Consider the following 13,695-nt stretch of genomic DNA (forward strand, 5'->3'; position numbering starts at 1 on the left):
GCAGGTCGTCATGGTTGACTGCCGCCATGGCCGAGAATTTCCCCCGATTCCTGGGCGCCGACCCGCGCGGTGCCGCCCTCACCCGTCGCTCCCTGTTGGGCGGCGCTGGCGCCGCGGCGCTGCTGCTGGCGTCCGATCTCTCGTCGGCCCAGGCGGCCGGCAGCCGGACCAGCTCGCTGGCCCGATTCACCGGGATCCGGTTCGGCGTCACCCGCCGCCGCAGCTACCGCGACCCGCACGCCGGGCGCACCCTCACCCATGACGTGTCCACCTGGCGCAGCCGCCCGACCCTGACCGGGCTGGCCGCCACCCAGCTGGTCGCCTCCTGGAGCGCCTCGACCCCGCCGGGAACCGCCGTGCGGATCCAGCTGCGGGCACGCTCCCGCTCCGGCGCGTGGTCCCGCTGGTTCACGATGGGGCTGTGGGCCTCGTCGGCGGCCTCGGCCACCACCCCCACCCGCACCAGCGTCAATGACCAGTCCGACGCCATCGCCCGGGTCAGCACCGACACGCTTAAGGCCCAGTCCGGGGTGACCATCGACGCCTTCCAGGTGCAGCTGGAGCTGATGCGGCCGCCCGGCACCCGGCTGGCGCCCAAGGTCTGGCAGGTCTGCGTCGCCTCCTCGACGACGCCGGCCAGCACCACCCCGGTCAGCCCGGCCGGCGTGGCCCGCGGGGTCAACCTGGCGGTGCCCGCCTACAGCCAGATGCTGCACGTGGGCCACTACCCGCAGTGGAATGGCGGGGGAGAGGCGTGGTGCTCCGCGGCGTCGACGGCGATGGTGCTGGACTACTGGAAGGTGGGTCCCACCGCCACCGAGACCGCGTGGGTGCGGCCCACCCCGCACACCAATCCACAGGTGGAGCAGGTGGTGCGCGGCGTCTGGGATGCCGGCTACCAGGGGACGGGAAACTGGCCGTTCAACGTGGCCTACGCCTCGGCCCGCGGCCTGACCGGCTTCGTCACCCGGCTGCGCAGCCTGAATGAGGCCGAGCGCTTCCTCAAGGCCGGCATCCCGCTGGTGGTTTCCACCAGCTTCAGCCGGAGCCAGCTGACCGGCGCGGGCTTCGGCACCAATGGGCACCTGATGGTGATCCGCGGCTTCGACGACGCCGGGAATGTCCGGGTCAATGATCCGGCGTCGGGCATGCAGGCCAGCAATGGGCTGGTGCCCCGCACCTACAACCGCGCCCAGTTCGAGTCGGCCTGGGGCCGCAGCGGCGGGCTCACCTACGTGATGCACCCCTTCGGCCGGGCGCTGCCCGCCCGTCCCGCCGGGCTGGCCGCCTGGTGAGGCATGTCGTGAGCCAGATCGCCTGACACCTGCAAGTCCTTTCACCAGCCGGTGGACTGCCCTTGCTCCGGTGAGACGCTCCCGGGAGACCCGGCCGGCGCGTGTCCTGCGGGCTACGCTCGGGTCATGAGGACACGGAGCCTGGTGGTGGTGCTGATCGCGATGAGCGCCAGCGCGGGCTGCCTGAAGCCGGCGCCACCCCTGGCCGAGGATCCGCACGCCGTGCTGAGCGCCCACACCTATGGCCGGCCCACGGGTAGTTGGAATCCCACGCAGGAGTCCCGGCTGGTCTTGCGGGCCAGCTGCACCGGCAAGGGCACCCTGCACGTCGAGGCCCAAGGGCAGGACCGGCTTTCGGTGGACCTGGCCTGCCCCGGCAACCTGGAGCAGGCCGGAGTGGCCGTTGCCGTCCGGCGGACCGTCACGCTGACGGTCCGCGGGGATGCGAAGACCGTCGATGGCTGGGCCCAGTTGGTCCCGGCCCGCAGCTGAACACCCCCCCCGGGCGCCGCTCAGCGGTTGGCGTGGCGTCGGTCCTGGTGCGCCTGCTGAGCCACGGCCCCGCTGCTCAGGCGTCGGGATCCTTGGGGCCACCCTTGTCATTGAGGCTTTCCCAGATCTCCTTGCACTCCGGGCAGACCGGGAACTTCTCCGGGTTGCGGCTGGGCACCCAGACCTTGCCGCACAACGCGACGACGGGGGTGCCCATCACCATGGCCTCGGTGAGCTTGGCCTTGGGGACGTAGTGGCTGAAGCGCTCCTGGTCTCCCGCCTCCATCTCCTGGGTGCGTTCGTCGATGACCGTCTGGGAACCGGGTGCCAGCTGTTGACTCATGCGCCCCAGTCTAGGCAGGCCTGGTCAAGGCTGTTCCGCTCGCGGACCGGGAGGGCTTCGCCGCCAGGTCAGGGGCCCCACTGCACCGGTGAGGGGGCCACGGGCTGGGTCAGGATGCGTTGCCGGGGTCAGGGTGCGCCACCGGGGCCGGGTGCGGTGCGGGTCGTCGTGCCCCAGGGATGGCGCCGGGCGACCCCACCCGGTTGTCGCTTGTCCGTGCGGCCCGGCTCTGGTGGGATGACCGGGTGACCCAGCCCGACGCCAGCACCCCCGACGCCCCGGTCGCGGGGCGTGCTGCCCTCACCGTGGGCCTGCTCGCTGGGGTGGTCTGCGTCGCCTTCGAGACGGTGGCCGTCGCGACGGCCATGCCGCAGGCCGCCAAGGAGCTGGGCAACCTGGGCCTGTACGCCTGGGCCTTCACCCTCTTCGTGCTGGGCATGGTCTTCTCCACCGCGCTGGCCGGCCGGCTGGCGGACCGGGTGGGGCCGGTCAGGCCGCTGGCCATCGGCACCGCCCTCTTCCTGGCCGGCCTGCTGGTGGCCGGCGCCGCCCCGTCGATGCTGATCCTGGTGCTGGCCCGCTTTCTCCAGGGGGTGGGTGGCGGCGCGATGAACCTGTGTCTGATGGTGGTGGTGGCCCACGCCTTCGACGAGCGGCAGCGCGCCGGGATCATGACCTGGTTCAGCGTGTGCTGGGTGATGCCGGCCTTCCTCGGGCCGCCGATCTCGGCCGCGATCACCCACCGCTGGGGTTGGCACTGGGTCTTCTGGGCGCTGGTGGCGCCGCTGGTGGCCGCCACCGCCCTGGCGGCCCGGCCACTGGCCCGGTTGCACGCCGAACACCGGGCGCCCGACCCCGGCCAGGCCAAACCGGTGCCCCTGTGGGCGGCGGGGCTGGCGGCCCTGTCCGTGGCCGCGCTGCAGGGCGCCGGGCAGATCCTGGGCTGGCGAGGGGCTCTGCTCGGAGCCATGGCGCTGCTGGGCCTGGGGGTGTCGGTGCCGCCGCTGATGCCCCCGCGCTTCCTGCGGGTGGGGCAGGGCCTGAGCGCCGTCGTGTGGAGCCGGGCCGCGCAGGCCGGCGCCTTCTTTGCCACCGAGGCCTTCCTGCCGCTCAGCCTGGTGGAATTGCGCGGGATGACGCTGTTTCGGGCCGGATTGGCGCTGACCATCGGATCCCTGGGCTGGACCGTCGGCTCCTGGGTGCAGTCCCGCCCGTGGCTGCGGCTGCGACGAGACCAGATCATCCTGCTCGGGGTGGGCTGCAGCGCGGTGGGGATCGCCGCGATGGCCCTGTCCGCCTGGCATCCCCAGGGCACCCTGCCGCTGGCGGCGGTGGGCTGGACCGTGGGCGGGTTCGGCATGGGTCTGGCCATCGCCAGCGGATCGCTGGCCGTGATGACCCTCAGCGAGCCGGCCCAGCTGGGCCGCAACACCTCCTCGCTGCAGACGGCGGAGGGCCTGGGCAATGCGCTGATCGGGGCCCTGGCGGGCACCATCTTCCACGCCCTGCACGCCAGCTCGTCGGAACAGCGGACCTTCGGCCTGGTCTTCGCGGCGACGGCCGCCTGCGGGCTGTTCGGCATCCTGACCGCCGGCCGGATCGGCCCGGTGCGCAATGCCTCGGCCGCGGACTGAACCCCAGCCCATGCCCCGTTGACCGCCCGGTGCGGAAGGCTGACGTCTGCCTGGCCCCACCCAGGTGGCCGCGCAGCCGAGTTCCAGTGACGGGCGATCGAGGCTGGCGTCTGGCCCCACCCAGGCGGTCATGCAGCACCTGACCGATCAGGGCCGGCGGTCGCGCCATGAATGTCCAGGCGGCCGCCCCGGGGCTGTGCAGCCCGCCACAACAAATGCGGCAGGTCAGATGTCCAACGCGCTCGTGGGCCACTTGGACATCTGACCTGCCGCATTTGTTGTGTTCGATGCCCGGTGCCTGCTTGATGCCCGGTCCCTTCTTGATGCTCAGTGATTGCTTGATGCCAGTGTTTCCTTGGTCTTCCGTGTCTTCCTGCTGCTCGGCGCCCGGTTCGCTACGCAGCGTCCCGTGGGCCGGCGGCGTTCCGGCCGCTGTTTTGCCCGCATGAGATATTGGGGTGGTGACCTCGAACAACCCGCCCATGGACTGGTACCCGGACCCGGCCGATCCCGCGCGCGAGCGCTATTGGGACGGCGAGCGCTGGACGCACAACACTCGGCCCGTCAACAATCGCCCGGCGCCCCAGGCGCCGCCGACGCAGGACCCGTGGGCCGCCGCCCAGCCGATGCCCGGACAGGCCGGCCCCGGCCAGTCGGTCGGCAACCCGCAGGGGCAGTGGACGCAGCCGGGGCAGGGCGGCCAGTGGGCTGGCCAACAGCAGGGTTATGGCTACGGCCCCTACCAGGGCGGCGTGCCCGCCCCGGGGTCGGGGGTCGGCCCCTACACGCCGCTGGTGGGCGGCAAGGCGCAGCAGACCGCCGACGGAGTGCCGCTGGCGGGCTGGTGGCCGCGAGCCTTCGCCTGGTTGCTGGATTCCGTGCTGCTCACCCTGGTCACCCTCGGCCTGGGCTGGAAGTTCGCCCAGCAGCTGTTCACCAACTGGTCCACCATGTGGCGTGAGCTGTTCGCGCAGGCCCAGGCCGGCCAGGAGCCGCCCAGCCAGGCCGAGTTGATGACCAAGTACCACCTGACCGACGGCATCTACAGCCTGCAGGCCATCAGCATGGCCGTGATGCTGGCCTACCTGGTGCTGATGTGGCGCTTCCTGGGCGCCACCCTGGGGCAGCTGCTGCTGGGCATCCGGGTGGTTCCGGTTGACCGGGGCCGCGCGCCCAAGCAGCTGGGCTGGGGCGCTGCGCTGGGTCGGGGCATCGCCTTCACCCTGCTGGGCCTGATCTGGTTCATTGCCCTGGTCAACTACCTGATGCCGCTCGGCACCGAGAAGCGCCAGGCCCTGCATGACATGGTTGCCCGCACCCAGGTGGTCCGCGGCCGGTGACCACTCCCGTCGCCGGCTGGTATCCCGACCCCAGCGGCCAGGCCCCGCTGCGCTGGTGGGATGGCGCCGGATGGAGCGGCACCGTCACCTGGGGGCCGGCGCCGTCCGTCGCCGCCCAGCCGTGGCGCACCGCCGGCTGGTGGGCGCGGGTGCGCGGCTACCTGCTGGACGCCAGCCTGCTCTGGCTGGCCTCCTTCTTCCTGCTGCAGCGCTGGCACACGCCCTTCGTGAACGAGCTGGTGGGCATCGTGCGGATGTCGATGATGACCGGCGGCGGGAAACTGCCCGGCCCGGCGCTGTGGTGGGACTACGGCCTGATCCAGATGTGGCTGGTCACCGCCATCCCCGGCGCGCTGATGCGGGTGGTCCATGACATGGCCTTCCTGGTCTGGCGGGGCGCGACGATCGGCCACCAGCGAGTCGGGCTGCGGGTGGTGGCCCAGGACCATCCCGACGGCGTGGCCCCGCCCGGGGGCGGCCTGGTCTGGCACCGGGCGCTGCGCCGCAGCCTGGTGCTCCGGCTGCTGGCGCCCACCTGCCTGGGCTGGCTGCTGTGCGTGCTGTGGCCACTGGCCGACGCCCGGTCCCGCACCCTGGCGGACCTGGCGGCCGGCACCCGGGTGATCGCTGCCAGCGAACCGGGTCCCGGACACCAAACATGGGCGTGATCCGCCCGTCGGTGCGGCTAGGCTGGCCGGGACCGCTCACCTGAACGACGGACTGGACCCACGATGGCACTTGACAACCCACTGCTCGCCGAGCTCGCGGACCACTTCGGGATCGCCTCGGAATTCTGGGACTGGAAGGGTCGCCAGACCCAGATCAGCGAGGAGACCGTCGTCGCCGTGCTGAAGAGCCTGGAGATCGACGCCTCCACTCCGCAGAAGGCCCAGGAGGCCGTCGACGAGCTGCGGATGCGGCCCTGGCGGCGCAGCCTGCCGCCGTGCGTGGTCTTGGAGCAGGGGCAGCCCGGCTGGGTGAACGTCCACGTGAACTCCGGCGCGGACGCGGAGCTCTACCTGCGGTTGGAGAATGGCGAGACCCGCCCCACCTGGCAGAGCACCAATGACGCGCCCGACCGGGAGATCGACGGCCAGTGGATCGGTGAGGCCACCTTCCAGCTTCCCGCCGACCTGCCGCTGGGCTACCACCGGATGGTGCTGCGCAGCCAGGGCGTGGAGGTGGAGTCCAGCCTGATCATCACGCCCAGCTTCCTTGGCCTGCCGGCCAGCATGAACAACCGTCGGATCTGGGGCTACGCCACCCAGCTCTACAGCGTGCGCTCCAAGAACTCGTGGGGTGTCGGGGACCTGACCGACCTGGCCGACCTGAGCGTCTGGTCTGCCACCCAGCAGTTCGCCGGCTATGTGCTGGTAAACCCGCTGCACGCCGCCCAGCCGATGCCGCCGCTGGAGCCCTCGCCCTACCTGCCCACCAGCCGGATGTACGTCAACCCGCTCTACATCCGGCCGGAGGCGATCGAGGAGTACGCCACGCTGTCGGAGGCCGACCGGCGCCAGATCCAGGTGCTGCGCGACGAACTGCTGCAGGAGCTCGGCGATGTCGACGAGATCCGACGCAACCCGTCGTGGGAGAAGAAGGCCGAGGCGCTGCGCCTGATCTTCGCCAGCGGACGTCGGGCAGCCCGGGAGATGGCCTTCAACGACTTCATCCGCCGGGAGGGGCGCCAGCTGCGCGACTTCGCCACCTGGTGCGCGCTGTACGAGGTGCACGGCCCGGACTGGCGGCAGTGGCCAGCCGAATTGCAGCGCCCCACCTCCCCGCAGGTGGCCGAGTTCTACCGCGCCAACCAGCAGCGGATCCAGTTCTACAAGTGGCTGCAGTGGATCGCGGAGAACCAGCTGTCCAGCACACAGCAGGCCGCGCGGGACGCCGGCATGCCGATCGGCATCGTGAGCGATCTGGCGGTCGGTGTGAATGCCGCCGGTGCGGAGACCTGGATGCTGTCCGACGTCTTCGCCCAGGGCTGCACCGTGGGGGCGCCGCCGGATGCCTACAGCCAGCTGGGCCAGGACTGGGGTCAGCCCCCGTGGCGGCCCGACCGGCTGGCCGACCTGGCCTACGCCCCCTTCCGGCAGATGGTGCAGAACGTGCTGCGCCACGCCGGTGGCCTGCGGGTGGACCACATCATCGGCCTCTTCCGGCTGTGGTGGGTGCCGCAGGGCAAGACCGCCAAGGACGGCACCTATGTCCGCTACGACCACGACGCCCTGATCGGGATCCTGGCGCTGGAGGCCCACCGGGCCCAGGCGCTGGTGATCGGTGAGGACCTGGGCACCGTGCAGCCCTGGGTGCGGGAATACCTGAGCCGCCGCGGGCTGCTGGGCACCTCGGTGATGTGGTTCGAGCAGGGTGACGACGGCCACCCGCTGCCGCCGGAGAGCTGGCGGGAGTACGCCATGAGCTCGGTCACCACCCATGACCTGCCGCCCACCTCGGGCTACCTTGCCGGGGACCACATCCGGTTGCGGGACAAGCTGGGAATGCTCACCGAGAGCCTGGAGAGCGAGCTGGAGCACGGCCGGGCGGAGCAGCAGGCGATGATCGAGGCGCTGCGCAACCACGGCGCCCTGTCCCAACAGGACTATGAGAGCCGCGACGTGGAACAGATCGTGCTGGCGATGCATCGGATGCTGACCTGGACCCCGTCGAAGGTGCTCAACGCGGCCCTGGTGGATGCGGTGGGGGACCGGCGCACCCAGAACCAGCCCGGCACCATCGACGAGTACCCCAACTGGCGGGTGCCGCTGTCCGGGCCGGACGGAGCGCCGATGCGGTTGGAGGATGTCTACGCCAGCGAGCGGGCCACCCGGTTGGCCGCCGTGATGAACGGCTACAGCCAGCTCCCCGACAAGCGCTGACACACGGCGGCACGGCGGCACGGCGGCCGAGCTTGTCGAGGCCCCAAGGAGGGACCCCTCGACAGGCTCGGGGATCGTGGTTGCGTGAGTTGATCACGGCGGCCGGGCGCAACCACGGCGGCCCAGCACATTCGGGGCCCGGCGCAACGACGGCGGCCGAGCTTGTCGAGGCTCGGGGATCGTGGTGCGACAGGCTCCCGGGCTTGTGGAGCGTCCTGGCCCTCGGCCCGTTCAGCCGATCCGGATGTCGCTCTCCAGGAACTCGTCGCGCACCCGCTGGAGGTTGCCCGGGTCCACCGCGGCGGTGAGGTCCAGCAGCACCGTGGTGGCAAAGCCTTCCTGTGCCGCATCCAGCGCAGTGGCGCGCACGCAGTGGTCGGTGGCGATCCCCACCACGTCGACGTGGCTGATCTTGTGCCGCAGCAGCCAGTCCACCAGGGTCTCGCCGTCCTCGTGGCCACCGATGCTGCCCTCGAAAGCGGAGTAGGCGGCGCTGTAGGAGCCCTTGTCGAAGACGGCGTCGAAGTCCACGTCGGCCAGCGCCGGGTGGAAGTCCTGTCCCGGGGTGCCGACCACGCAGTGCGGCGGCCAGCTGTCCTTGAAATCCGGGGTGGCGCTGAAGTGCGGCCCCGGGTCGATGTGGTGGTCCCGGCTGGCCACCACCCGGGCATAACCACCCCGCTCGGCGGCCAGGAAGTCGGCGATCCGGGCCGCGACGTCGTTGCCGCCGTCGACGGCCAGGGCTCCGCCCTCGCAGAAGTCCTGCTGCACGTCGACGACGATCAGGGCGGTGGTGCTGGCCATGGAAGCCTCCTCGTTGGGGGACGGTGACCGAGCCCTTCGAAGATCAGGGCAGGCCCGTTGAGGCCACCCTGCCACAGGCGTGGGGCAGATGGTCAGATGTTCGTCGGCGCAACCGAGTGCAGGTACGGGTTGTAGGCCTCGTCGCCCTCGGAGTCCAGGATGATGGTCGGGATGGCCGGCTCACCCTTGCTCACCCGCAGCGCCGCCAGCGGGAGCTCCTTGCGGGAGGCCTCGTGCCGGTCCCGAGCCGCCTGCAGGTCCTCCCGGCCGACGACATTGCCGTTCTCCACCAGCGGCACCATCAGCTGCCGGTCATTGGAGTCTCCGCTGGGCGGGGTGCCGATCCCGATGATCTCGGCCGCGGCCACGCCGCGCTCGTCCAGCCGTCGCATGGCGAACTTGCGGCCGCCCACGGTGTTCTTGTTGCTGGACTTCTTGGCGACGGGGTAGAGCTCCGCGTCCGTGGCGTCGGAACTGCCGCGGGCCACCAGCTTGTAGACGAAGCCGCAGGTGGGGTGGCCGGATCCGGTCACCACCGACGTGCCGACCCCGAAGCCGTCGACGGGGGCTCCGCGCAACGCGGCGATCTGCCACTCGTCCAGGTCGCTGGTGACGATGATCCGGGTCTTGGTGGCGCCCATGTCATCCAGCAGGTCCCGGGCCTGACGGGCCATGATGGCCAGGTCCCCGGAGTCCAGCCGGATGGCGCCCAGCCGGCCCTCGGTCAGCCGGACACCGGTGCGGATCGCCTCGTCGATGTCGTAGGTGTCCACCAGCAGCGCGGTGTTCTCGCCCAGCGCGGCGATCTGGGCCTTGAAGGCCTCCTCCTCGCTGTCATGCAGCAGGGTGAAGGAGTGGGCGGCGGTGCCGGCCGTGGGCACGCCCCAGCGCTTGCCCGCCTCCAGGTTCGACGAATTGTTGAAGCCCGCAATGTAGGCGGCGCGGGCAGCGGCGACGGCGGACTGTTCCTGGGTGCGTCGCGAACCCATCTCGATGCACGGCCGGCCCTCGGCCATCGCGGTCATCCGGCTGGCGGCCGAGGCGATCGCCGAGTCGTGGTTGTAGATGCTCAGCAGCAGCGTCTCCAGCACGCAGCACTCGGCGAAGTTGCCCTCCACCCGCAGCAGTGGTGAGCCGGGGAAGTAGACCTCGCCCTCCGGGTAGCCCCACATGTTGCCGCTGAACCGGAAGTCCCGCAGCCAGGCGGCGCACTCGTCGTTCACCACGTCGGTCTTCAGCAGCCAGTCGACGGTCTCGGTGTCGAAGCGGAAGTCCTCCAGTGCCTCCAGCATCCGGCCCACCCCGGCCACGACGCCATAGCGCCGGCCCTCGGGCAGGCGTCGGGGGAAGAGCTCGAAGACGCTGCGCCGAAACGCGGTCCCCGACCCCATGGCCGCCCGGACCATGGTCAGCTCGTAGTGGTCGGTCAGCAGTGCGGTGGTCATGGATTGCACACTATTGGACGATCAGCCCTTGCGACAGGGGCTTTCGCCCGAGGCGTGGATGTGCGCCGGCGACTCCGCACGTCGAACTGGCGGCGAGCCACTCTCAGGTGGTGGGTGCTTGGCACTCGGACTGGTCTGGGTGCCCCAGTCCCAACAGCTCACACTCATGCGCATTCAGGTCAAGCTCGTAGCCCACTACGACGGGCAGGTCGCGGTGCGCGTGATGGAGGGCGCCGAGGGGAATTCGCACATCCTTCTGAACAGCGGTTCGGCGCCAGACCTGATCGCCGGTGAGTTCGAAGAGCTTTGCGGCGTCACGCCTCAGATCGTCGGACACAGGAAGCTCCTCGAAGCCGCTGGGAGCGTCAGCCAGCAGCTCACCAACCGTGCGGACATGACGCCCCGCCTGGCGGGTCATTTCCACGGTTTGCCGGAAACGATCCTCGGCGGAGTCGTCGACGGCGATGGCGAAGGTCTTGATCTTTGTTTTCATGGCGTACTCCTCGTCTAGTCCGGATACCGACATGGACCTTCATTTTGGGTCCATGTGCTTCCGCATTGTGCACTGCACACACTGCAACGGTTGCTGTACATCATGATCATTCGAGCGTTGGTTCCGCCGGAACACCATGAGTCTTCGAGCCTTACATAGGTCTTGGAACAATGCCCAGCATGAGCTGCAAGTGCATCGGGGGCTCTTCCAGCGAAAGGCCAAGCGGCAGCCAGGAGCGACGCCAAGGTGCCCTTGAGTATGGCCCGTCGAGTTGCCGATGGTGACGAATTGATCTGTGTAGTCATCATGGTGACCTCCTTGTCATGTTCAGGGTCCCCCCCCCATTTCGGGAGAAAGTCAAGGGGTTGTCTGCTCAGATTGAAGGCCACATCAGCCAAGGGCTCGGGGCCGCTCGCACCTTCTTTCTTGGTCACTTGGCCATCCACAGCGGGATCGCGGTGATCAAGCCCGTGGCAGCAGCGACGATCGGGAAGAGCCAGATGGTGAGGATGCTCAGCAGGGGGCTGGTGCGCTGACGCGTGCGGGGGTCGATGATCGGGTCGTCCAGGGCGTGGCGCTGCCAGCGCAAACCCAGCACGGATGCCACCAGGCAGGCGATCGTCAGGGCGACGGCCACCACCACGGGCAGGGTGCTGGCGGTGCCCGGCAGGAGGATGGGCAGCATCGCCATGGCCGCCACCGCCCCGCCGAAGAAGAGGATTCCCGTCAACTTGTTCTGCAGCAGGGCGTGCAGGTACTTGATGGAGACTGCCACCACGAGCGCGAGCGTTGCGAGGGCCGCCAGGTCACCCCAGCTGATGGTGACCGACGAGTGGTCGAAGAGGGCGCGCACGATTCCTGGGGCCAGGCTGACCCCCACCATGCCCGCCGCGATGGGGGCCAGCACCTTCGCCCAGCTCTGGGCGCTGGTGTCGGAGATCTGCGACGGGGCGAAGTCCAGGGCCCGCGCGTATTCGCGGGGATTCCCGAAGGCCTCCGCGGGCCGCTCCCCGGATTCGGCGCAGTGGGTCTCCACCGCGGCCACCGCGTCTCCAATGGCGGTTCCGTTGATCTCGCGGAGTCTCAGCTCGATGACCATCTCGTCGAGCCACTGCTTGTCGGTGAGCTTGTTCGCGTTCATGTCATGCCTCCGGGATCTGGTCCGTGGTCAAGGGGTTGATGAAGTCGACGGTGTGGGCGCAGAACTCGCGCCAGAGCACGGATTGCGACGCGTACTGCGCGCGGCCGGAATCGCTGAGCAGGAAGTACTTGCGGCCGGGGCCGCCCTCGCCCTCGCGCCACTCCGTCTCCACCAGGCCATTGGTCTCCAGCCTGCTGAGCAGCGGGTACAGGGTGCCGCCCTTGATGGCGCCAAAACCGGCATCCTCCAGGGCATTGGCGATGGCATAGCCATAGGTGGGGCCGTCGGCCAACACCCGGAGCACCGCCAGGGTGAGGGTGCCGCGGAGCCATTCGCTGGGCCAGGGTTGCTTCATGACTCCATCGTGACACTAATTAGTCACACTGTCTAGTGTGGCTGGCTAGTGGGTCCGGCTGGGTGGGCACGCGCTCCGCGCTGAGGAGGCCGGGGGTGGGCGCGGAGTTGGTCAATCGCCCAGTTATCCCGATAGAGCGAATGCCGGGGGTCATTGCCACAGTGGCGTTGGACATCGCCATTCGCTCTATCGGGATAACTGGGCGGCCGTCCAGATTGGTGCTCGGGTCCAGTGACGTAGCGTGGCGGTCATGGGTAGCATTCCACGAACCACGCCGGTGCCCGAGCGGGGCTGGCTCTCCTTTGTCGGCCTGTTCCTGATGAACCTGGTGATCATGTTGGTGTTGCGTCTGGTTGCCAATGCGATCGGCTGGTGGCGGGCCTCCCTGTCCGAGATCCTGGTCTTTGCGCCGCTGTGGGCGGCGATGATGGTGCTGGCGGACCTGTTGTTCTACTGGCTCGCCCGGCGTCGCGCCCGCTCCGCCGGAGTGCGTCACAATGGTGGGCATGAGTAGCGAGCCCACCATCACGCCGTCCGGTGGCACCGCCGTCGCGGAGCGCATCGACGAGCAGACCGCGGCGCAGCAGCCCTGGGTGACGCTGGTCTGGGATGACCCGGTGAACCTGATGAGCTACGTCACCCACGTCTTCCGCAGCTACTTCGGCTTCCCCAGGGAGAAGGCCGAACAGCTGATGCTGCAGGTGCACAATGAGGGCAAGTGCGTGGTCTCCAGCGGCGGCCGCGAACAGATGGAGCGCGACGTCAACGCCATGCACGGCTACGGCCTGTGGGCCACCATGGAGCACGCGGAATGAGGGGGGTCGAGCCCGACGAGGGCAAGTTGATCATCCATTTCGACGCCGAGGAGCCCGGCCTGCTGGCGGGGATTGTGGACCAGTTGGCGGAGCTGCTGACTGACCGGGATCTGATTGCCACCCCGATGGACCACGACGCTTCCTCGTCGGATGACGACCGGCTAGGGGAGAAGCCGGTCGCGGATCCCTTTGCCCAGTGGGAGGCGGAGTTCAGCCTGGAGTCCCAGACGGTGGAGAGCCTCGGCGAGGGGGAGGGCGACGACCCCGAGGAGATTGACCCGGTGATCCGCCGGCTCTTCCCCGACGCCTATCCCGACGACCCGGCCGCCTCGCACGACTTTCGGCGCTTCACCCAGGCCCAGCAGCGCAGCCTCAAGGTGGCCGATGCCCACGTCGTGGTCAATGACCTGCAGCACACGGACCGGCGCGGCCGGTGCACGGTGCCCCAAGCGCACGTCACCGCCTGGCTGAAGACCCTGACCAATGTCCGGCTGGCGCTGGCGGTCCGGCTGGACATCACCGACGAGATCAGCGCCGACGAAGCGGCCCAACGCCCCGAGACCGATCCGCGCTCCTGGCTCTACGAGGTCTACGCCTGGACCGGCTGGCTGCAGGAGCTGGTGCTGGAAGCCCTCTGAGCAACCCAAATTGTTGGC

General features: G+C 69.7%; 15 protein-coding genes. 9 read left to right on the plus strand and 6 right to left on the minus strand.

Going from position 1 to position 13,695, the window contains the following annotated elements:
* The first annotated feature begins 26 nt into the window (after positions 1–26).
* Together AAEX60_RS12355 and AAEX60_RS12360 are read left to right on the plus strand one after the other, a co-directional pair.
* Positions 27–1,295, plus strand: coding sequence for a peptidase C39 family protein (locus AAEX60_RS12355; RefSeq protein ID WP_342103867.1), 1,269 nt, complete (start codon positions 27–29; stop codon positions 1,293–1,295).
* A 126-nt stretch (positions 1,296–1,421) separates the two neighbouring features.
* Positions 1,422–1,787, plus strand: a complete 366-nt coding sequence (locus AAEX60_RS12360) for a hypothetical protein (protein WP_342103868.1) — start codon at positions 1,422–1,424, stop codon at positions 1,785–1,787.
* 76 nt (positions 1,788–1,863) lie between these two features.
* Here the strand turns inward: AAEX60_RS12360 and AAEX60_RS12365 are convergent, their stop codons facing one another.
* Complete coding sequence (locus tag AAEX60_RS12365; protein ID WP_342103869.1) at positions 1,864–2,130, minus strand: DUF3039 domain-containing protein; 267 nt, start codon at positions 2,128–2,130, stop codon at positions 1,864–1,866.
* A 245-nt stretch (positions 2,131–2,375) separates the two neighbouring features.
* On the opposite strand from AAEX60_RS12365, the gene AAEX60_RS12370 reads away from it, so the two are divergent.
* The 4 genes from AAEX60_RS12370 to malQ all read left to right on the plus strand — a co-directional run bounded on the left by AAEX60_RS12370 (position 2,376) and on the right by malQ (position 7,986).
* Positions 2,376–3,764, plus strand: a complete 1,389-nt coding sequence (locus AAEX60_RS12370) for an MFS transporter (RefSeq protein ID WP_342103870.1) — start codon at positions 2,376–2,378, stop codon at positions 3,762–3,764.
* Positions 3,765–4,246: 482 nt separating this feature from the next.
* A complete protein-coding gene (locus tag AAEX60_RS12375; RefSeq protein WP_342103871.1) occupies positions 4,247–5,104 on the plus strand; it encodes an RDD family protein in 858 nt (285 codons plus the stop codon).
* Entirely contained in the window at positions 5,101–5,772 is a 672-nt protein-coding gene (locus tag AAEX60_RS12380) for a DUF2510 domain-containing protein (protein WP_342103872.1), read from the plus strand. The genes AAEX60_RS12375 and AAEX60_RS12380 overlap by 4 nt, the downstream gene beginning before the upstream one ends.
* A 63-nt stretch (positions 5,773–5,835) precedes the next feature.
* Positions 5,836–7,986 (plus strand): 4-alpha-glucanotransferase, encoded by a 2,151-nt coding sequence (gene malQ / locus AAEX60_RS12385; RefSeq protein WP_342103873.1) that lies wholly within the window; start codon positions 5,836–5,838, stop codon positions 7,984–7,986.
* Between the two features lie 231 nt (positions 7,987–8,217).
* Here malQ and AAEX60_RS12390 read toward each other — a convergent pair whose 3' ends face one another.
* The 5 genes from AAEX60_RS12390 to AAEX60_RS12410 form a co-directional block, all read right to left on the minus strand.
* Complete coding sequence (locus tag AAEX60_RS12390; RefSeq protein WP_342103874.1) at positions 8,218–8,790, minus strand: isochorismatase family protein; 573 nt, start codon at positions 8,788–8,790, stop codon at positions 8,218–8,220.
* 92 nt (positions 8,791–8,882) lie between these two features.
* Positions 8,883–10,244 carry a nicotinate phosphoribosyltransferase gene (locus AAEX60_RS12395; protein ID WP_342103875.1) on the minus strand — a complete coding sequence of 454 codons (1,362 nt, stop codon included), beginning with the start codon at positions 10,242–10,244 and terminating at the stop codon, positions 8,883–8,885.
* 94 nt (positions 10,245–10,338) lie between these two features.
* Entirely contained in the window at positions 10,339–10,728 is a 390-nt protein-coding gene (locus tag AAEX60_RS12400) for a hypothetical protein (protein WP_342103876.1), read from the minus strand.
* 430 nt (positions 10,729–11,158) lie between these two features.
* Positions 11,159–11,869, minus strand: coding sequence for a hypothetical protein (locus tag AAEX60_RS12405; protein WP_342103877.1), 711 nt, complete (start codon positions 11,867–11,869; stop codon positions 11,159–11,161).
* Position 11,870: 1 nt separating this feature from the next.
* A complete protein-coding gene (locus tag AAEX60_RS12410) occupies positions 11,871–12,224 on the minus strand; it encodes a PadR family transcriptional regulator (RefSeq protein ID WP_342103878.1) in 354 nt (117 codons plus the stop codon).
* A 250-nt stretch (positions 12,225–12,474) separates the two neighbouring features.
* Between AAEX60_RS12410 and AAEX60_RS12415 the strand changes: the two genes are divergently transcribed.
* From AAEX60_RS12415 to AAEX60_RS12425, 3 genes are read left to right on the plus strand one after another with little or no spacing between them, the layout of a single operon-like run.
* Positions 12,475–12,738 (plus strand): hypothetical protein, encoded by a 264-nt coding sequence (locus tag AAEX60_RS12415; protein WP_342103879.1) that lies wholly within the window; start codon positions 12,475–12,477, stop codon positions 12,736–12,738.
* Entirely contained in the window at positions 12,722–13,039 is a 318-nt protein-coding gene (gene clpS / locus AAEX60_RS12420; protein ID WP_446721320.1) for an ATP-dependent Clp protease adapter ClpS, read from the plus strand. The genes AAEX60_RS12415 and clpS overlap by 17 nt, the downstream gene beginning before the upstream one ends.
* Complete coding sequence (locus tag AAEX60_RS12425; protein WP_342103881.1) at positions 13,036–13,677, plus strand: DUF2017 domain-containing protein; 642 nt, start codon at positions 13,036–13,038, stop codon at positions 13,675–13,677. The genes clpS and AAEX60_RS12425 overlap by 4 nt, the downstream gene beginning before the upstream one ends.
* Positions 13,678–13,695: the final 18 nt, after the last annotated feature.

Source organism: Luteococcus sp. H101 (genome assembly GCF_038433155.1).
In the GTDB taxonomy this organism is placed as follows: Bacteria; Actinomycetota; Actinomycetes; order Propionibacteriales; family Propionibacteriaceae; genus Luteococcus.